Origin of the sequence: Flavobacterium sp. 40-81, assembly GCF_001898245.1 — a bacterium.
In the GTDB taxonomy this organism is placed as follows: Bacteria; Bacteroidota; Bacteroidia; order Flavobacteriales; family Flavobacteriaceae; genus Flavobacterium; species Flavobacterium inviolabile.
Genome location: NZ_MKTM01000005.1, coordinates 34,085 through 55,077 on the forward strand (window position 1 = coordinate 34,085; position 20,993 = coordinate 55,077).

17 protein-coding genes are annotated in these 20,993 nt (G+C 39.6%); 9 read left to right on the forward strand and 8 right to left on the reverse strand.

Annotation, left to right across the window (positions count from 1 at the left end):
- Positions 1 to 75: 75 nt before the first annotated feature.
- The 3 genes from BGO42_RS00560 (at position 76) to BGO42_RS00570 (ending at position 4,540) form a co-directional block, all read left to right on the forward strand.
- Entirely contained in the window at positions 76 to 351 is a 276-nt protein-coding gene (locus BGO42_RS00560; RefSeq protein WP_177729985.1) for a co-chaperone GroES, read from the forward strand.
- Positions 352 to 419: 68 nt separating this feature from the next.
- Complete coding sequence (gene groL / locus BGO42_RS00565; protein WP_177729986.1) at positions 420 to 2,051, forward strand: chaperonin GroEL; 1,632 nt, start codon at positions 420 to 422, stop codon at positions 2,049 to 2,051.
- Positions 2,052 to 2,149: 98 nt separating this feature from the next.
- On the forward strand, positions 2,150 to 4,540 hold the full coding sequence (locus BGO42_RS00570; protein WP_273245131.1) for a hypothetical protein: 2,391 nt from the start codon (positions 2,150 to 2,152) through the stop codon (positions 4,538 to 4,540).
- Positions 4,541 to 4,580: 40 nt separating this feature from the next.
- On the opposite strand, the gene BGO42_RS00575 is transcribed toward BGO42_RS00570, so the two are convergent.
- The 8 genes from BGO42_RS00575 to xrtF form a co-directional block, all read right to left on the reverse strand.
- Positions 4,581 to 5,891: a hypothetical protein gene (locus BGO42_RS00575; protein ID WP_273245130.1), complete on the reverse strand. Its 1,311-nt coding sequence runs from the start codon at positions 5,889 to 5,891 to the stop codon at positions 4,581 to 4,583.
- Positions 5,892 to 6,015: 124 nt separating this feature from the next.
- Positions 6,016 to 6,354 (reverse strand): heavy-metal-associated domain-containing protein, encoded by a 339-nt coding sequence (locus BGO42_RS00580; protein ID WP_177729989.1) that lies wholly within the window; start codon positions 6,352 to 6,354, stop codon positions 6,016 to 6,018.
- A gap of 22 nt (positions 6,355 to 6,376) precedes the next feature.
- Positions 6,377 to 8,620: a TonB-dependent receptor plug domain-containing protein gene (locus BGO42_RS00585; protein ID WP_502686351.1), complete on the reverse strand. Its 2,244-nt coding sequence runs from the start codon at positions 8,618 to 8,620 to the stop codon at positions 6,377 to 6,379.
- A 64-nt stretch (positions 8,621 to 8,684) separates the two neighbouring features.
- Positions 8,685 to 9,107, reverse strand: coding sequence for an HYC_CC_PP family protein (locus BGO42_RS00590; protein WP_273245129.1), 423 nt, complete (start codon positions 9,105 to 9,107; stop codon positions 8,685 to 8,687).
- Positions 9,108 to 9,162: 55 nt separating this feature from the next.
- On the reverse strand, positions 9,163 to 10,518 hold the full coding sequence (locus BGO42_RS00595) for an MBL fold metallo-hydrolase (RefSeq protein ID WP_177729992.1): 1,356 nt from the start codon (positions 10,516 to 10,518) through the stop codon (positions 9,163 to 9,165).
- 3 nt (positions 10,519 to 10,521) lie between these two features.
- Positions 10,522 to 11,379, reverse strand: coding sequence for an ATP cone domain-containing protein (locus BGO42_RS00600; RefSeq protein WP_177729993.1), 858 nt, complete (start codon positions 11,377 to 11,379; stop codon positions 10,522 to 10,524).
- Between the two features lie 44 nt (positions 11,380 to 11,423).
- On the reverse strand, positions 11,424 to 11,867 hold the full coding sequence (locus BGO42_RS00605; RefSeq protein WP_177729994.1) for an exosortase F system-associated membrane protein: 444 nt from the start codon (positions 11,865 to 11,867) through the stop codon (positions 11,424 to 11,426).
- Positions 11,842 to 12,417 carry an exosortase family protein XrtF gene (xrtF, locus tag BGO42_RS00610; RefSeq protein WP_286748498.1) on the reverse strand — a complete coding sequence of 192 codons (576 nt, stop codon included), beginning with the start codon at positions 12,415 to 12,417 and terminating at the stop codon, positions 11,842 to 11,844. Before xrtF ends, BGO42_RS00605 begins: the two co-directional genes overlap by 26 nt.
- A gap of 51 nt (positions 12,418 to 12,468) precedes the next feature.
- Here xrtF and BGO42_RS00615 point away from each other — a divergent pair, with 51 nt between their 5' ends.
- The 6 genes from BGO42_RS00615 to BGO42_RS00640 all read left to right on the forward strand — a co-directional run bounded on the left by BGO42_RS00615 (position 12,469) and on the right by BGO42_RS00640 (position 20,939).
- On the forward strand, positions 12,469 to 12,924 hold the full coding sequence (locus tag BGO42_RS00615; RefSeq protein ID WP_177729996.1) for an XrtF-associated fRMsr-like GAF protein: 456 nt from the start codon (positions 12,469 to 12,471) through the stop codon (positions 12,922 to 12,924).
- A gap of 105 nt (positions 12,925 to 13,029) precedes the next feature.
- Positions 13,030 to 13,299, forward strand: coding sequence for a 30S ribosomal protein S15 (rpsO, locus tag BGO42_RS00620; protein ID WP_177729997.1), 270 nt, complete (start codon positions 13,030 to 13,032; stop codon positions 13,297 to 13,299).
- Positions 13,300 to 13,453: 154 nt separating this feature from the next.
- Positions 13,454 to 15,616 carry a polyribonucleotide nucleotidyltransferase gene (locus BGO42_RS00625; protein WP_273245128.1) on the forward strand — a complete coding sequence of 721 codons (2,163 nt, stop codon included), beginning with the start codon at positions 13,454 to 13,456 and terminating at the stop codon, positions 15,614 to 15,616.
- 597 nt (positions 15,617 to 16,213) lie between these two features.
- The gene (locus BGO42_RS00630) at positions 16,214 to 16,963 is read left to right on the forward strand and encodes a hypothetical protein (RefSeq protein WP_273245127.1); all 750 of its coding nucleotides are present in this window, start codon (positions 16,214 to 16,216) and stop codon (positions 16,961 to 16,963) included.
- Between the two features lie 2 nt (positions 16,964 to 16,965).
- Entirely contained in the window at positions 16,966 to 19,743 is a 2,778-nt protein-coding gene (locus BGO42_RS00635; RefSeq protein WP_177730000.1) for a TonB-dependent receptor, read from the forward strand.
- Positions 19,744 to 19,760: 17 nt separating this feature from the next.
- Positions 19,761 to 20,939 (forward strand): DUF4249 domain-containing protein, encoded by a 1,179-nt coding sequence (locus BGO42_RS00640; RefSeq protein WP_273245126.1) that lies wholly within the window; start codon positions 19,761 to 19,763, stop codon positions 20,937 to 20,939.
- Positions 20,940 to 20,993: the final 54 nt, after the last annotated feature.

A 20,993-nucleotide genomic window follows, 5' to 3' on the forward strand; every position in this document is an offset into this window, starting at 1 on the left:
GCCATTTTTTTGATTGGCATACTTTCTGAAAAGTAATCAGCATCTATACAATAATAACATAAAATATATATAATTATGGCATTAAACATTAAACCACTTTCAGACCGCGTTATCGTGGAACCTGCAGCTGCAGAAACGCAGACAGCTTCCGGAATCATCATTCCTGATACAGCCAAAGAAAAACCTCAAAAAGGTACTGTGGTAGCTGTAGGAAACGGTAGAAAAGATGAGCCTTTAACCGTAAAAGTAGGCGACACGGTTCTATACGGAAAATATGCTGGAACTGATTTAAAATTTGAAGGTAAAGATTACCTGATTATGAGAGAAGATGACATCCTTGCGATCATCTAATCCCTTAACAAAAATCACCCTTAAATCCCCTGAATAAAGGATTCAACAAACTAAAAAGAGATTAAAAAATGGCAAAAGATATAAAATTTGATATTGAAGCACGTGACGGATTAAAACGTGGTGTTGATGCATTGGCAAATGCTGTAAAAGTAACATTAGGACCAAAAGGACGTAATGTAATCATCAGCAAATCATTTGGCGGACCAACCGTAACAAAAGACGGTGTTTCGGTTGCAAAAGAAATAGAATTAAAAGACACTCTTGAAAACATGGGTGCTCAGATGGTTAAAGAAGTTGCTTCTAAAACCAATGATTTAGCCGGTGACGGAACAACTACAGCAACGGTATTAGCACAGGCCATCGTTAAAGAAGGCTTGAAAAACGTAGCTGCCGGAGCAAATCCGATGGATTTAAAAAGAGGTATCGACAAAGCTGTTGAAGCTATCGTAGCCGATTTACAAAAACAGGCACAGGAAGTGGGAAGTTCTACCGAAAAAATCAAACAGGTAGCTTCTATCTCTGCCAACAATGACGACGTTATTGGTGATTTAATCGCTACTGCTTTCGGTAAAGTTGGAAAAGAAGGTGTTATCACTGTGGAAGAAGCAAAAGGAACCGATACTTATGTAGACGTTGTGGAAGGAATGCAGTTTGACAGAGGGTATTTATCGCCTTACTTCGTGACCAATCCGGAAAAAATGGAAGTGGAATTAGAAAGACCTTATATCCTTTTATACGACAAAAAAGTATCTTCTCTAAAAGAGTTGTTACCAATATTAGAGCCGGTGGCACAATCCGGAAAACCGTTATTGATCATCGCTGAAGATGTAGACGGAGAAGCTTTATCGACATTAGTTGTAAACAAATTAAGAGGTGCTTTAAAAATCGCTGCTGTTAAAGCTCCAGGATTCGGAGACAGAAGAAAAGCCATGTTGGAAGACATCGCTATCCTGACCGGAGGAACAGTAATCGCGGAAGAAAGCGGATACACTCTTGAAAATGCAACATTAGAAATGTTGGGTACCTGCGAAAAAGTAACGATCGACAAAGACAATACGACTATCGTTAACGGTGCTGGTGAGGCAGACATGATTAAAAACCGTGTAAACCAGATCAAAGCACAGATGGAAACTACTACATCTGATTATGACAGAGAAAAACTTCAGGAGCGTTTGGCAAAACTTGCCGGAGGTGTTGCAGTATTATACGTAGGTGCTGCTTCGGAAGTGGAAATGAAAGAGAAAAAAGACCGTGTGGATGATGCCTTACACGCTACCCGTGCAGCAGTAGAAGAAGGAATTGTTGCCGGTGGAGGTGTTGCTTTACTAAGAGCAAAATCGGTTTTAACCAATATTAAAGCAGACAATGCTGACGAAGCTACCGGTATTCAGATTGTATCCCGTGCAGTGGAATCGCCTTTAAGAACTATTGTAGAAAATGCAGGTTTAGAAGGATCGGTTGTTGTGGCTAAAGTTGCAGAAGGTGAAGGAAACTTCGGTTACAATGCTAAAACAGACGAATATGTTGACATGCTGAAAGCCGGAATCATCGACCCTAAAAAAGTAACCCGTGTTGCCCTTGAAAATGCAGCTTCGGTTTCGGGGATGATCTTAACTACAGAATGCGCTTTAATCGAAATTAAAGAAGAAAATGCCGGAGGCGGAATGCCAATGGGAGGCGGAATGCCTGGGATGATGTAATATCACCTACTCAAGTATACTCAAAACCGCCTGAAATATCTCAGGCGGTTTTTTTTATAACTATAAAAAGCTATTTTTGAGCATTAATGATTTTCGCTATGATAAAAAAAATACTTTCCTTTCTAATCATCGTACTGTTTTTTACACCTCATTACACCTTTGCACAGGCAGGCAATGACAAACTGCAGGAAAACATCACGAACCATTTTGAAAATTATTTCAAAGCAGACCGTGAAAAAATTCACCTGCATTTAAATAAAACAACCTATCTGACCGAAGAATCCGTCTGGTTTAAAGGCTATATCATTGAAGAAAAACTAAAAGTACCTTTCCTGAAAACCACTAATGTTTATGTAGACTTGTTTGACGGCAATTCCAATAAAATTGCAACCCAGTTATGCTATACCCAAAACAGCGTATTGCAGGGGTATATCAACCTTCCTGCCGGTTTACCATCCGGTAGCTATTACATCCGGGTCTACACCAATTTTATGAACAACTTTAAGGAAGACGAATCCAGTGTATATGCTATTACCGTTTTAAATCCGACAGATACGGATTATAAAAACAGGAATACCATTGACTACAATAACGTAAGCGCTTCTTTTTATCCGGAAAGCGGTGTTTTTTTAGAAAACAGTTCTAACACCATAGCCGTTCGAATTACCGACTGTAACGGAAAGGGAATCGCCGTTAAAAATGCTGCCGTTAAAGATGCCAAAGGAACCGTAGTAACGAATTTTTCGACCAATGCATTCGGTATCGGTAAATTTGATCTGCTGCAAACCACCAGCCAGCTTTACAAAGCTGTTACCACCATCAATAACAAAGAGATGATTTTTAACCTTCCGCCGGCAGCTCCGGCAGGAACGTCATTCACGGTAAACAACTATACCTTTAGCGACAAAACCATCATCAAAATAAAAACAAATACGCCCACACTAACCGATATGCCGCTGCTGTTAATCATTCAACAGGATGATGCCGTATCTTTTATTGATCTTATTCTTAAAAAGAACACCAGGGAAGATACTTTTTCCATTAACAGTGACCATTTCAACGAAGGGATCAACAACCTTATTCTGACCGATAAAAATGCGGTAAAACTGGCGGAACGAATGATCTTCAAACCGTACAACATCAAAAAGGAACTCGACCTTTCCGTGACCAAAACACGGAAGGATTCTATTCATATTACCGGAAAATCCAATATTGTTTTGGGAAGCTTAAGCATCTCTGTTTTGCCTGAAAAAACCATTGCCGCAAACGACAGCAAATCCATATATGATGCGTTTATCTTTTCTCCCTATACGGACACCGATACTAAAGATGCCGCTTATTACCTGAATAATTTCACCAAAAATAAACATTACGAACTGGACACCTACCTGATTACACAAAAGCCAAAATATGACCTCAGCACGATATTAACCACAAAACCGGAAAACAAATTCGAATTTGAAACAGGAATAGCCATTAAGGGTACCATTAATAAGGAACTTACAGACCGGAACAACTATCTTGTAGAGATGAGTTCCTTGTATTATAAAATCACGGAAGAATCAAAAATTAACGAGAAGAATGAATTTTACTTTAAAAATTTAATTGTCGCCGATTCCACCGTGATGCATTTTTCGTTATTTAACAATAGCGGAAAAAGACAGGAATTGAAAATGTATCCGCAGGTTATAAAAAACAATACCGCTTTTTTAAAACCGCTTCGCAAACCGGTATTGCAATGTCCGGAAAACGCAACTGCCGGATCCGGCACTCCTGACAAAACCGAGGAACTGCCTTACTTTACAAAGATGAAAATGATCCATTTGGATAGTGTAAGCGTAAAAGCAAAGAAAAAAGAACCCAAACTAAACCACAACAGAAAGTTTTCCAACAATATGGCCCGGGAGTTCAAGATCAGTGAAGGTGATTTTGCTTCCTACAGAGAAGTTCTGCCTTTTATAGGTGCCCACGGTTATGATGTTGGTTATGTAAACGGCAGTGTCTATATCAGTGGCCGGATCAGAAAATCTTTAAGAGGCGGTGCGTCTCCGGCAGTTTTTATTGACGACATACCGGTAACCGACCTGAATCAGCTGCAAGGTATGAGTCTTGAATTTGTTGATGAAATCTACCTTAACAGGCATGGTTTCGGTATGGGATCGGACGGTGCTAACGGTACCATCAGGATCTACACTAAAAAAGTATTAAACCCGGGAGCCAGTGCTATAAGGGTTAAATCCCAGCAGTTTTTAATCACCAACGGTTTTCAGGCACCCAAAAGCTTTAAAAACCCGGGATATTCCGATTATAATTCCCCCGGCTTCTACAATTACGGTACAATTTACTGGCTACCTGAGGTAGAAACCGATGAGGACGGTGCTTTCCGTTTTTCAATCCCGAATTACAGTCAGCAATCGGTTAAAATAAAAATCGAGGGAATCGGCACCAACGGCGAACTCATTTCAGAAGAAAAAACAATTGCCTTTTAAAAATAAAAACCGAAGCAGATGCTTCGGTTTTTTTATGGTCTTAATTAAAAAAGACCTGATACTGGGCAATGAAAGCCCCTTTTCGCTCTATCTGGTCCCCGGTAGTGTTATAAACCGGACGGTTCTGATAGGAAAGGGTCAATTTTGACGTATGGCTTGCCAAAAGCCAGTTCACACCTATATCATAAAATTTCATAGACTCGTTTAAGCGGTCGTATTGGGCATGCTGCATGGCTACATAGGGCATTATTGTTGTTTTACCAATCAGGTTATCCTTTAACTTATACCCTACCTGTCCGTATAAAACCGTTCCCGTTCCATACATTGGAAACCCGTTGCCGCTTCCGTTTAAAATCGCCGGATTATTACTGCCGGTAGCCGGATTCATAACTGCTGCATTACGGATATAGTTTTTGCCGAAATCATAATGCGTGATATTCCCGTAGGCACTGATTGCCTGTCCCCGGTCACCCGTTGGCGCATCATAAAAGATATCGGCAGCTAGGTGAACCATATTCTCCCGAATCGTATCGTTAGCTGTACCCAAGTGCCACATCGCATCTTTCTGGTAGATAAATCCGGCTCCGATATTGAATACCTTTTTCTTTCCCAGATACGTTCCGGTCATATAAGGAGTCAGGTTGGACTCCTGGTCTTTGAACTGATACTGAAAATACCCGTTCCACTGCATGTCCGGCGGATCGGCTGAGAACGTAGCATTTGGAGTAACTGCCGGATTATAATTGGCTGATTTTTGTATTGCCATTGGCTTTGCCATCGCAATGCGGTAGTCGAGTTTTCCTAATTTACCTTTCGCAAACACCGACAATTTTCTTAAAAACTGATCGGTTACATCATTTGTTGACTGTTGGAAAAGCGGGGCATCCACGCCCAGTATCGTTCCGGCAGAAGGCGCGGCAAATCGTGCCAGTCCGCTCCATCCGGACAATCCCATCCCTAAGGACAATTTTTCCTTCTCCACCGCATAATCTCCCATTACATCATGCACAAAAAAACCTTGTTTTCTGTCGGAAACATTGTTGAAATTGTTTTCACCAAATTGTGTATAAATGAATACACGGTCTGTTAGCTGGCTATACATCTGAACCCGGTAACGGCGAATACCAATATCTGTCCCGTTGTCCTGCGGAACGCCGTTAACAGTTGTTCCCGGATTATAATCCTGATTGCGCAACCAGGCCTGAGCCATAAAGGTAAACTTCACATAATTAGACCCGTCTTCATTTAAATATAATTTCCTGTCTTTAAAAAAATCCTGAGCCTGGGCTCTTTCCGGTGTAAATAATCCCAGCAGCATTAATGTTGCTGCTAAAAATGTAGTTATTCTCATGATAAAAAAATTGATTTTATGCTCTTGTACAGACAAATACTGCTTTGCTTTTTACGATAGTGCCTGCGGCGCTGTCTTTTTAAAAAAAATCCTGATTGTTCAAAATCAGGATCTTTATTTTTATTTACCTTTCATATTGACAACAGCTGTGCAGCTTGCCATAATCGTCGGTGTTTGCCTTTACTTTTTCGGTGTCATGTCCCGCTTTTGCAATGGATTCCTGTACCTGTAAAGGATTGGCTTTTTCTTCATTCAGCAACAAATGCAGCGACTGATTATCGGCAGTCCAAACAGCCGATTTCACTCCCGAAACCGCGTAAGCCGCTTTTTCAATCCGCTTTTTACACATCTCGCAATTTCCTTTTACTTCAATGTCGTATTTCGCATTTTTGTTTTTCTTTTCCTGCGCCTGAACAGCAAAACCTATCAAGGTGATGATAAAGGCTAAAAGTATTTTTTTCATTGTATTTCGTTTTTTAATGTTCTTATTTAATTTTAAATCGTATTCCGGCATAATACATCTGTCCGAATACCGGAGCATATATAATGGAACTGTCAAATGACGGGCCAAAAGGGTTTTCGGCACCTAATATTGCTTTGCTCTGTTTGTAGTTCCCGATGTTTTCACCACCAACGTAGGCTTCAAAGGTACTGGAAAATGTTCTCGTAATCTGCGCATTCATTACCGAAAAAGAAGGTGAGTAATCCGGTAAACGGTCTCTCAACAAGGCATTGTCGGCTGTATTGGGCAGTCGTTGTGCTCCCATCCAGTTATAGGTAAAATCGAATTTCCATTGCTGCCCTTTCTCTTTTATATGGGTTTCATAGGCAAGATTGGCAAACACACGGTGCTTAGCCTGCAACGGACGTTCTTTCGGCCCGCTAAGGTAATCTGTCTGGATGTCGTAGTATTTATAGGCCGTACGCAGATTCAGGTGTTTGATGAATTCATAATTAAATTCCAACTGTAAGCTGTTTGCGTATGATTTTCCGTCCAGGTTATAGAACAATACCTGCTGCGGACTGGCATACAAATCGACCACTGCCTGATTTTGGAAATCGGTCCGGTAAAAGTCCAGACTCACTTCGGCTGTTTTTCCAAACAGGGTGAATCCCTGCATAAAGCTCAAACCGTAATTCCACGCAATTTCCGGATCCAAACCATAAATTTTTCCTCCGGTATTCAGGATCTGGAAAGCTCTTGATGTCGCAAAAAGCTGCTGGTTTTCTGCAAAGATATTTGCGCTGCGTTTTCCTCGTCCGGCAGAAGCCCTGATAACCGCTTTTTTCCATGGATTGTATCGCATGTGCAATCGCGGTGTAAAGAAAGATCCCAAACGATTATGCACATCAAAACGGGCTCCGGCAACCAGACTAAAGTTATCGGTATTGTCATAGGTATATTCAAAAAAGGCTCCAACGGAGTTGTCTCTTCTGCTCACGTCCATTGCGGAACCGACATTTACATATTCGTTATAATCATCGGACGTAAAGTTCAGTCCCGTTGAAAATTTATTCAGGGTATTGCTGATGATCGAATTGAAAATCAGGTTCGAATAAAAACTATTCTGCTGGATGTTGTATTGGTTTAACCCAAAATAAGATTCCTGTTTGTGATAATTAAAGGAGTTTTGGAATCCGATGCTCTGGTAAGGCATATCGGGAAACACATAACCGATTTTTGAAGAAACATCCACTTTATCGGTGTTGATTTCGGAACCCCAGTAATTTTTAGTGAACTTGTCCCGGTCCGGATCAAAATCCACCTGCCCGGTTTGTTTCTCATCTCTCATATACCGGAAATTGATAAAACTCACCCAGCCTTTTTCGGCATTGTTATATTGCCAGCGATTCAGCACGTTAATTTGTTTTCCCAGCGGATTGTCCAAGAAACCATCGTGATTCATGTCGTTTTTGGCCACTCTCGCATTTCCGTGAAGGAAAAGGCTGCTGCTCCATTTATCGGATATTCTTTTATTAAAATGGGTATTCAGCTCAAACCGGCTGTCTGTAGAACCGTAAGCATTTAAAAAGAACGGAATGTCGTTTGCCGGTTTTATCAACTCGGTATTGATCTGTCCGGAGATACTTTCATATCCGTTAATAACGCTTCCGGCACCTTTCGTTACCTGAATGCTTTCCACCCAGGTTCCCGGGGTAAAAGACAGTCCGTATGCCTGTGAAGCACCGCGAACCGAAGGGATGTTTTCTTCCGCAATTAAAATATACGGACTGGTTAATCCCAGCATTTTGATTTGTTTGCTTCCGGAAATCGCATCGGAGAAATTCACATCGATCGAAGGATTGGTTTCAAAACTTTCCGAAAGGTTACAACAGGCTGCTTTGAGCAATTCTTTGCTGCTCATCGTAACCACATTGGCTGTTTTTACATACGATTTTTGCAGACTGTTTCGTTTGGTGGTAACCACAACCTCTCCCAATGTTTTGGAAGGTTTTATTTTCTGTTTGATTGTTTGAGGCGCATTGATTTCCAGCGTTACGGCTTCATAACCGATATAACTGATGAGCAGCTGGTTGTTTTCTTTTGAAAAAGGCAGGCTGAAAAAGCCATTTTCGTTGGTGGTTACACCAATAGTAGTATTCTTCCATGATACGGAAGCTCCAATTACGGGCAGATTCTGTTCATCTGTTACAGTACCCGTTACATTCTCTTGTGCTGTCATGATGTTTACACACAGCAAAAGAAAAACCATAAAGTATTTATGCATGATTTTAATTTTTAATGTTTGAATAATCGGTTTGCCAAAGGCAAAAATTTCAAAGCATTAAAAATTAGGCGTAGAATATGTACTGGCAATAGAGCTTAAAGAGCGGCGGCGCATTGCTGTCGCAGTAAAAAGACGGAGCGTCACTGTTTACCACAGCCGTTTCCACAGCTTCCGTAATTTCCGGTTTCCAGCTGTCTGCAAATGTGAAAGCTCCCAAATCCAGCTGGAAGCTCTTAACAATAATGTTATCGGTAGTATTTTTCTTTAAATCGACTTTGCTGTTTGAGCAGCAGTCGTCTTTTTTCCCGGTAGCAGCACAACAGGAGTTTTCCTCCTCTGCAATTTTTACGCAGGGTACTTCCGATTTGTAAGCCAATGAAACGGAAGCAATTTCTCCTCCACAGTAATGCACATTAAAAGCCAGTCCGACATTGGAAACCAATATCAGCATCGCTAACAGTAAACTTATGTGCCTGTTTATTTTCATCAACGCAAAAATAGTACTTTTTTTAATCCTGCAAACCAAAATAGTCTTAAGGTTTTTACAATTCAATTATTTGCTCCAATTCGGGGATGACACATTCCAGATGTAATTTTGCTTCTATTTTTTCTTTCAGCACGGTAAATCCGTCTGCTTCGCCATGCATTAAGAATACTTTCCGGGGTTTGTCTTTTAATTCCGACACCCAGTTGATCAGGTCTTCCTGATCGCCGTGGGCCGACAATCCTTCAATTTCTATTATCCGGGCCGCAACCGGGTAATATTTCCCGTGTATCTTAATTTCTTTTTCGCCTTCAAGCAATTTCCGTCCGCGGGTACCTTCTGCCTGATAGCCCACAATAATAACGGTTGTTTCCGGAAGTTCAATATAGCGTTCCAGGTAGCTCAGGACCCTGCCTCCGGTTATCATGCCGCTGGCGGCAATAACCACTTTCGGCCGGTTGTCATAAATGGCTTCAATGGTATCTTCATACTCGGTTATCATCGTAAACATACTGCACATTTCTGCACTTTCTTCCAGCTTCATTTTATGCCATGCCGTATTTTCGGTAAAAATATCCAGGACTTTAAGCCCCATAGGCGTATCAATAATATAAGGCATATCCGGTATTTTCCCTTCTTTTTTCAGCTGCCAGATCAGGAACATGATGGTTTGCGCCCTTTCTACTGCAAAACTGGGAATCACCACATTGCCGTTCTTGTTAAATGTATCATTGATACAGGCTTCCAGTTCTGCTTTAGGGTCATTATCCGGATGCAGTTTATTACCGTAAGTACTTTCCAGGAAAACATAATCGGCCTGTTTCGGTTTTACCGGCGGGAACATCAGCACATCGTTATCCCGCCCTATATCTCCGGAAAAAACCAGCTTCTTCCCTTCTATCGTTATGGCTATCGAACAGGCTCCGATGATATGACCGGCATAGCTGTACTCGACAAAAATATCCTCTTCTAATGTAAAAGGTTCATCTATATAAACGGTACGAAACAGCGGAAACACTTTTTCGGCCTGTTCAACCGTATAAAGCGGTTCTGCCGGATTGTGTTTCGAATAATGTTCTTCGTTTGCCTTTTCGGCTTCTTCTTCCTGAATCTTCGCACTGTCTAAAAGGATCAGCCGGCTGACATCTTTGGTCGGATTGGTACAAAATATCTGCCCTTCAAATCCCTGGTGTACCAGCCGCGGCAACCAGCCGCAGTGATCGAGGTGTCCGTGTGTGAGCAGGACATAATCTATTGTGGATGGCAACACCGATATCGGATTCCAGTTTAAATCCCGCAACGCTCTTTCGCCCTGAAAAAGACCACAGTCCACCAATATCCGGATTCCGTTGCTCTCAATCAAAGTTTTTGATCCCGTAACGGTTCCTGCACCTCCTAAAAACTGAATTTTCATAGTCTAATCATTAAAAATTACACATTTATTTCCGATGTATTCACACAACTCGGAAGCTTCCCTTATAATATTTCTGATTCTGTTCGAATGAACATTAATATCCGAAAGCAGCTGGCTGTTCTCGATAAGTTCGGATGCCAGCAATACATTACTGATCAGTAGTTTTTCTTTTTCGGCCTGCGTGAGTGTCGTCAGGCAGGTTATCGGAAACAATCCGCTCTGCTCGATTTTATATTTCAGACTTTCCTTATCCGGATAGTCCCAGCTGATCATTTTCAGATCGGAACAGCGGCCAAACTGCAAAGCTTCCGAAGTGAACCGGTTATTTGTAATCACCCAGCATTTGCTGATGGTGTCACTCTGACTAAATACGGAATGGGTTTTATTTTTCAGGTCATTAAACCGGGAAAGGATGTACATGGGTATTTTAACATCGGATTTTACATCGTTGCGGCTGTGAAATTTACATTCCACCATACCCACTTTCAGGTCTTTTTTTACCAGCACATCGATTTCGTGTGTCACACATTTTCCGTTAAGTATCAAATTGGTTTTGGCTGTATATCCTTCTGTTTCGAAAAGTAACGCCACATATTTTTCAAAGAAAAAACCGGCCGGACCCAAAGCCTGAACCGCCGCTTTCAGATTGTAGCGTGCCGCATGTACTTTGGATGATTTTTTGAGTAACTGAAAAGCCAGTCTGTATATCTTTTTGGTGGGCATACCATCGTAGATCTCCTGTTCGATGATGTTCAGGATTTCATTTATCTTCTCTGTACCGGCACCCGACAGATGAAGTGATTTCCGAAGCTTCTCACTGTCAAATTTTACAATATCCCCGGACTGCTTTACAACTTTCATCCTTTTAAAAAAGTTTGGTTACTTCCTTAAAGGTACAAAAAATATTATGAATTTTTCTGCTGATAATAAAACGCCGGAATAAACAAAACCAGAAATAACGGCTGAATCAAAAATCTCCGGATATAAAAAAGGAGCATATAATCCGGTTTATCCGAACTGAGCAGTACCGCAAAAAATGCCGTGAGAAGTACTACCAAAAAGAAAACGTATAAAAGAGCGGCCAGTTTTACCAATGACACGTCTTTAAAGATAAAATAAATAATGAGCAGGGAAAGTACCGTATTTAAAAAGTAGCGCAAAAACAGTCCTCCGAATAAGGCTCCGGTATGGTATTCCGGCAAAACGGCCGCCTGGAATTCTCCTTTAAAAAAATCCAGGAACGGATCATAAAAAAGTGCGGCTTCAAAAGCCCGGATACAAACCAGTAAAAAAATCAAAACGGCAACAACCAGCCATCTTCCTTTATTTTCCGATAGTTTTTTTAGCATAACCTGAAAATTTTTGAACCCACAATACCCATAACACAAAAACTACTCCGTAAATAAAAAGCGGAAAAATCACGCCATGCAATAAATGTTCCTGCTCCGGATAGCTGTTTAAAGCAATCGTAATGAGTGCAATTCTAATAACATTCAGGATGTGGATCAGGAGTATTCCAATTACAATATAAAGTCCTGTTTTGAGCCATCGGGACGAAAAGGCGAAGATAAAGGCGGCAAACAAAATCATAATGCTAACGGCATTACAACCTTCCACTACCCGCACTACCGATTTGTTGTGCAGTAAAATATTGACCGAAGCTTCCGTTGGATTGGGTTTTATAGAAGCCTCCTGGTTGAGGAACAGCAAGGTCTTTTCCACCTGGGAAGCAACCGCTTTTGTAATGCCGTCTGTTTCTCTGTTTTCTGCATCATACTGACTCAGATAGCACTTGTAGCCAACCGTGAGTCCTATATATAGGAGTAGGAATTTTATCAAAAAGATAAAAAAGGGTTTGTATTGTAGCAATAGATTTTTCAAACCGTTTATTTTTAACAAAAATATAAAAATTAAAAGACCTCAAATAAATACTTTTGCAAAAAGAATGTTATGAAATTTCAAGAATTAGAACCAAAAATAACCGCTATCGTTTCGCAAACGGAACTTAACAGAGCGGAAAAGTTAACAAACATCTGTCAGTTACTCAAAGACAATGTCGATTATTATGACTGGGTTGGTTTTTACTTCCGCAACGGTGAAAAAGAAGAATTGATCCTGGGACCTTATGTAGGTGCGCCTACAGACCACACGGTAATTCCTTTCGGAAAAGGCATCTGCGGTCAGGTTGCTGTTTCAAACCAGAATTTTGTGGTTCCCGATGTACAGGCACAGGACAATTACATTGCCTGCAGTTTTACGGTAAAATCGGAAATTGTGGTTCCTTTATTTGTAAATGGTGCGAATATCGGGCAGATTGACATTGATTCCAACGTACTTGATCCGTTTACAGCGGCCGACGAACGCTTTCTGGAGTTTGTAAATCAGGAAGTTGCAAAACTTTTTTAACGATGTTTGGTCATTTTATTTGTCAATTAAAAAAATAAATCTACCTTTGCACACGAATAGGAAAATCCTAATTCACTACATAATAATCATTTAAACAATATTAGCATGTATTTAACTAAAGAAGTTAAAGCGGAAATTTTCGCAAAACATGGTGGAAACGCTGTTAACACAGGTTCGGCTGAAGGGCAAATTGCTTTATTCACATTCAGAATTAGCCACTTGACTGAGCACTTGAAAAAAAATCGTCACGATTTTAACACAGAGCGTTCACTAGTTCTTTTAGTAGGTAAAAGAAGAAGCCTTCTTGACTACTTAAAGAAAAAAGATATCAACAGATATCGTGAGATTATCAAAGAATTAAACATCAGAAAATAATCACAAGAAAAGAGGTGCCCGCGCGCCTCTTTTTGTTTTGTATATTTTGACAGAAAAAGTTTGGTTTTTCATTGGGTATTAGACAACTACACAACAACAACGACAACAACACAACTAAAACCCATTTGTCTAATTAAGAATTAAAATTAATTTTATGGTTCCTAAGGTTACCCAAGAAATTATCGATTTAGGAGATGGTAGAACCATTTCTATCGAAACAGGAAAACTAGCCAAACAAGCAGACGGTTCTGTCGTGGTTCGTATGGGCGATGCAATGCTTTTAGCTACTGCTGTATCTGCCCGTACTGCCAGTCCAGGCGTTGATTTCCTACCACTAACTGTAGATTATCGCGAAAAATTTGCTGCAGCTGGTCGCTTCCCTGGCGGATTTTTTAAACGTGAAGCACGTCCAAGTGACCGCGAAGTATTAACGATGCGTTTAGTAGACCGTGTATTACGTCCGCTTTTCCCGGATGATTATCATGCCGAAACACAGGTAATGATTCAGTTAATGTCGCATGATGAAAATGTGATGCCGGATGCATTAGCCGGATTAGCAGCATCAGCAGCATTGGCAGTTTCTGACATCCCGTTCACAACTTATATTTCTGAAGTTCGTGTGGGACGTGTAGACGGAAAATTAATCATCAACCCAAGTAAAGAACAATTAGAGCAATCTGACATCGACATGATGATTGGTGCTTCTAAGGATTCTGTTGCGATGGTTGAAGGTGAAATGAAAGAAATTTCCGAAAAGGAAATGGTTGAAGCAATTAAATTTGCTCACGACGCGATCAAATTACAGGTTGAAGCACAGGAAAAATTACGTCAAGCTTTAGGTTTAACTGAAGTACGTACTTATGAAGAGGAGAAAAATGACGAGGCTATTTATGCCAAAGTAAAAGAAGCGGCTTATGCACAATGCTATGCTATTGCACAAGAAGGTACTTCCAAACAAGAAAGAGGCGAGAAATTTGCCAACGTTAAAGAAGAAGTAAAAGCTTTATTTACAGAAGAAGAATTAGCTGAAAATGGCGATCTAGTATCGAAATACTTTTCAAAAACACAAAAAGAAGCGGTTCGTAATGTAATCTTAGATTTAGGACTACGTCTAGACGGTAGAAAAACTACAGAAATTCGTCCAATCTGGTGCGAAGTAGATTATTTACCATCGGCTCACGGATCGGCAATATTTACCAGAGGTGAAACTCAGGCATTAGCAACTGTAACTCTTGGAACATCAAGAGAAGCTAATATCATTGATTTACCATCAGAGCAGGGAGAAGAAAGATTCTATTTACATTATAATTTCCCTCCATTCTCTACAGGTGAAGCAAAACCATTAAGAGGAACTTCCAGAAGAGAGGTAGGACATGGTAACTTAGCACAACGTGCTTTAAAGAACATGATTCCTGCAGATTGTCCTTACACTATCCGTGTGGTATCAGAAGTATTGGAATCTAACGGTTCTTCTTCGATGGCAACGGTTTGTGCCGGAACATTATCGTTAATGGATGCCGGAGTACAAATCTCAAAACCGGTTTCCGGTATTGCCATGGGATTGATTTCCGATGACAAAACAGGACGTTGGGCGGTATTGTCTGACATCTTAGGTGATGAAGATCACTTAGGAGATATGGACTTTAAAGTTACCGGTACAGCTGACGGTATCACTGCTTGTCAGATGGATATTAAAATTGAAGGTTTAGCATACGATATTATGGAGAAAGCATTAGAGCAGGCTCGTGATGGACGTCTTCATATTTTAGGAAAACTAACGGAAACATTAGCAGCACCAAATGCAACTGTTAAACCAAAAGCACCAAAAATCATCAAAGTTGAAATCCCTAAAGATTTCATCGGAGCTGTTATCGGACCTGGAGGTAAAAACATTCAGGCGCTACAGGCAGAAACCGAAACAACTATCGTTATTAACGAAGAAGGTGATTTAGGTATTATTGAAATTTTAGGTACAAATGCTGCCGGTATGGACAGAGCAATCAGCGCTATCCAGAATACGATATTCTCTCCTGTTGAAGGTGAAACATACAACGTTAAGGTTGTTAAAGTTTTAGAATTCGGAGCTGTTGTAGAATTTGTTCCTGGTAAAGAAACATTACTTCACGTTTCGGAAATTGACTGGAAACGTATTGAAAACGTAGCTGACGTTATTAAAGTTGGTGATGTTTTTGACGTGAAATATATGGGTATTGATCCAAAAACCAAAAAAGCTAAAGTTTCTAAAAAAGCTTTATTGCCAAGACCTCCAAGAGAAGACAAAAAGGAGGATAAAAAAGACACTACTCAACAAGGTTAATTTTTATAGAAATTAATTCATAAAAGGCCCCGTTTCTTAACTGAGACGGGGCTTTTAAATTTTAACCGGCGTATCTTTTTATACCGGAACCATTTCCCCTAAGCACCCCTGTTTTTATTTCCATTTATAAAACAAATTCACTTTTTTAGTTTTTTTCTTTCATTTTTAAATTTAAATTCTACATTTGTAGAGACAACTCTAAAAACATAGAGCAAAAGTTTTTACCAACTGTACGTTTCACAGTTAAACTAACTAAACCCAAAAACCCACTAAAACCTACCTGAACTTATGACCAATTTACAGAAAGAGAACTAATCAAGACCGGGACCACTCCACCATGAACAGAACAGCCGGCTGAACAGGAATACCGGAAATCTATGACGAATAACAGCCGTTAGTTAAAAGTTTATTACTTCAAACATGCGGATAGCATCATTAAGGATTTCTTCAATAATACCGCTTCTCAATTTGCCTCTTAAAATTTAACACTGTTCCTAAATGTTAATTTTTTCAAAAAGCATTTTCTATAGGATATTATTTATATTTTTGACGCCTTTGTTCATTATCAATTTATCAATCAATCCACTATTTTTATAAATGATATTCAAAAACCCACTTAAACCATTATGCATTATACTGCCATATTCTTTATTTCTTAGCTTTTTACAATTACAAGCCCAATCCGGCGAAATACAATTGGCAAAAGCGTATGACAGCATTGCAGGAATTCAGGGCCTCAGCATTAGCAACGGTCTGATCCACTCCAATCCTTATCCCGTTCAAAACGGTAAATACCGGTATTTTCGCTCCGATAAATTCGAAAAAGGAACCGTCATTTACAATGACCAGTATTATTATGACATCGATGTTAAATACGATCTCTACAATGATATTTTAATCTTCAAACCCGTAGGTGAAACCAACAATGTGGGAATTGAACTGATTCCGCAAAATGTCAATGCCTTTCTCATTAACGGCAAACGCTTTGTCAATCTCAACAAGGTTGTTTCTCCCCTGTTCACTTTTATCAAAGGCTATTATGAAGAAAACATCAGCGGTAAAAACTTTACGTTTTATATCAAACGTCACAAAGACCGCCGTGAAACTGTAACCGGAACAAGGATTTACAATGAATTTGAAAACAATGACGAATATTACGTTTACAGAGACAATAATTTCTACAAAGTAGCTTCAAAAAGTGATGTTATCGCATTATTTCCTGATCTCAAGAAAAAAATCAATGACATCTACAGCATGAACAAATCCATCGAAAAAGAAGACAAAACACAATTCTTTGAAGAGTTAATGCAAAAAATAAACAATTTACTCGAAAATAAAACCCATTAATAATGAGGAAATTTCTACTTACCCTATTTATTATAACTTTTAGCCAGTTATTGTTTGCCCAGGAAAAACAAAAATTATCAATAGAATTCAACAATACTGATATTCAGTCTGCTTTAAAAAAGATTGAAACTACCACTAATTATAAGTTCTATTTTGACAGCAGTTGGCTGGATGCATACAAAACACCCATTACTAAAAGCTATACAGACACCGCTGTAGACGAAATCTTAAGCGATATTTTTGCCAATACGGATCTAAACTTTTTTATAGACAATAAAAACATCATCCTGACCAACAACAGCATCATCTATGACAAGCTGGTGGACAATTATTTTGGAAATACCACAAAATCAAATCCAAATGAAGTAGTGATCCAGGGTGATCCTGTTTTTTATCAGCAATATGACGATGCACAGGGAAATCCTGACACGCGAAGCAATTCTGTATCTTTAATTGGAAAAGAAGGCAAAAAAACAGGAAAGAAAACATTTGAACTTTCCGGTTATATCAAGAACACCAAAAACGGAGAACCGATATCGAATGTTGTTGTTAAGACCCAAAACAATGAGGCTACGGCAATTACCGATGAAAAGGGTTACTATAGCATGCAGGTACCTTCCGGCTTGAACATTGTTGAAATCGAATCTTTTACACACAAAAAAGTTTCCCGAAAAGTAATGATGTACAACAACGGTACACTGAATATGAGTGTAACCGAGAATGTAACTCAGCTGGAGGAAGTAAATGTGCGCGGAAAAAGACGTGAAGGAGCAAAAGGCAACATTGCCGGTGTAACCACGATCAATCTTAGAGATTTAAAGAATGTCCCTACTGTTTTGGGAGAAAGAGACATTCTTAAGATCGCGACAACAATACCGGGAATCAAAACTGCCGGTGAAGGATCGTCCGGAGTTAATGTCAGAGGAGGAAAAGAAGATCAGAACTTATTCCTTTTAGACAATGCTACCCTGTATAATCCGTCTCACTTCTTTGGTTTTTTCTCGGCAATCAACCCGTACACCATTGATAAAGCAGATATTTATAAAGGTAGTATCCCGGCAGAATTCGGAGGAAGACTATCGTCTGTATTTGACATCAGCACTAAAAAAGGCGATGTAAACAAAGTAACCGGTGAAGCAGGAATTGGTCCGGTGACCAGCAATGTGACCGTTAGTACCCCTATCGTTAAAGGAAAATCGAGTTTATTGGCCGGCGTACGTGCTACTTATTCAGACTGGATTTTAAAATCACTGAATGAAGAATCTTTAAAAAACAGTAAAGCCGGTTTTTATGACGGAATTTTAAAATACAGCCATCAGATCAACGATAACAACAGTATTGAAGCAACGGCTTATTACAGTCATGATTCCTTCAGCATCACGTCGGATTCACTATACAAATACAGCAACCGACTGGCTTCTTTGAAATGGAATCACAAGTTCAATGAAAAGCACAAAGGGGATTTGATCTTAACCAATACCCAATACAAGTTCAACATTGATTTTGATGAAGACACAACCTTAAAATCGTTTGATTATGGTTATAAAATCAACGAAACGCAGTTACAGTTAAAAATGGAATATGCCCGTGACAAAAAGCATACTTTCAGCTACGGACTGTCCAGTAAATTATACGGAATCGACCCGGGATACCTGTCGGTTAAAAATCCGCAGTCACCACTGTTACCGGTCACTATAGCCAGTGAAAAAGGATTGGAATCGGCTTTATTTGTTGGTGATGCTTTTAAAGTAACAGACAAGTTGTTATTCAACATTGGTTTACGTTATTCTATTTTTGCCGCTTTAGGTGCCTCATCACAAAGAATATACGAAGACAATTTACCGAAAAGCGATGCTACCGTTAAGGAAGTACAGGCTTTTGGCAGCAATGAAGTTGTAAAAACCTATGGTGGTTTTGAGCCGAGAATTTCAGCTAAATATTCATTTACCGAAGATTTTTCAGCAAAAGTGAGCTATGACAAAACCTACCAGTACATGCATTTACTATCCAGCAACACGACACAGTCGCCAATGGACAGCTGGAAATTATCAGACATCAATGTAAAACCGCAAAATGCACAACAATTCTCATTAGGTTTTTACAAAACACTGAGCGAAGGCTTGTTTGAAGTGAGCTTGGAAGGTTATTATAAAAAGATGAACAATATCCTGGATTATAAAGTAGGTGCCGAACTGGTATTAAATGAACATATCGAAACCGAACTGTTACAGGGTAAAGGAAAAGCTTACGGGGTGGAATTATTACTAAAGAAAACTACCGGAAAATTAAACGGCTGGGTTGGCTATACCTACTCCAGAACTTTTATCAAGTTAGACAGTCAGTTTGACGAGGAAAAAGTGAATAACGGGGATTATTTTGCTGCCAATTTTGACAAGCCACATGACTTTAGCGCTGTTTTAAATTATAAATTTACCAAGCGTTACAGTTTGTCGATGAACTTTATTTACCAGACCGGAAGACCGATTACCTATCCGGTAGGAACTTACCATTACGGAAATGCAGAATATACCTTGTATAGTGACCGAAACAAATTCAGAATTCCGGATTATTACCGTTTGGATATCGGACTGAATATTGAAGGAAATCATAAAATCAAAAAATTTGCACATAGTTTCTGGAACATATCCGTTTATAATGTGTTAGGAAGAAATAACCCATACTCTGTTTATTTTGTTACCAAAGAAGGAGAGATCAAGGCTTACAAAACCTCTATTTTCTCTATTCCGGTACCAACGGTAACCTATAACTTCAAATTTTAACAGCATAAAAGAATTCGATGAAAACATCCATTTTAACAAAACTCGTTTCATTTCTTCTTGTTTGCCTGAGCATAATGAGCTGTACGGATCCGTATCAAATGAAAACCGATACGTTTGAAGACGCCATTGTTATTGAAGCGACAATAACGAATGTACTGGAAAAACAAACCCTGAAATTATCCCGTACCTATCGTTTTGAAGATGCAGGACCTGTATTTGAAGAAGACGCAACCGTTACCGTTACTGACAGTGATGGCAACGTGTACAACTTCGTTGAAGAAAACGAAACGTATGTGTCCACAACTGCCTTTCAGGCTGTTGCAGGCAAACAGTACCAATTATCCGTTACCACCAGCGACGGCAGAAAATATGTGTCCAATCAGGAAATCTTACCGGCTGTAAACAATATTGAAAGTGTTGCGGCCAGCGTGCAAACGCAGGACAATGTGAGAGGTGTTGAGATCCGGGTAAAAAGTTTCGATCCTACGAACAGTTCCAAATACTACCGCTACGAATATGAAGAAACCTATAAGATCATCTCTCCTAAATGGAGACCTTATAAAGCAGTCATAACCGGTCCGCAGGAAATTGAAATCGTTCCGAGGACGGAAGAGGCACAAACGTGTTACAGCACCGATAAATCAACCGATATTATTTTAGTAAATACAAATGAAACCCAGGAAGACCGCGTCGATTTTGCAGTACGCTTTATTAGTGCCAAAAACTACATCATCAGTCATCGTTACAGTATTTTAGTACGTCAGTATGTTCAGAATTTACATGCTTTCACGTTCTATAAAAACCTGAAAAAAATATCGGGATCCGGAAATATACTCTCTCCGAATCAGCCCGGATTTCTGAGCGGTAACATTAAATGCGTTAACAGTCCTAACGAAAAAGTAATTGGTTTTTTTGATGTAGCATCCGTTTCCAGCAAACGAATTTTCTTCAATTATGCCGATCTTTTCCCTGGCGAACAACTGCCTCCGTTTAAGGTGAACTGTAACGAGATGGAACAAAATTTGTGCTTTAGTCCTGTCCCGACCTGTCATGGTGGTTCCATTATGTCCTATTTAGGCTCCAACACCATGGCTGTATATGAATATATGAGTGCTCCGGTATATGTTCTTATACCGACACCTTGTGCTGATTGCACCTCGTTTTCTTCAAATGTAATACCTCCGTTTTGGGAATAGAAATGTATTAATAAGGCTTTAAGGATATATAGCTGTTACTTACCATTTCTTACA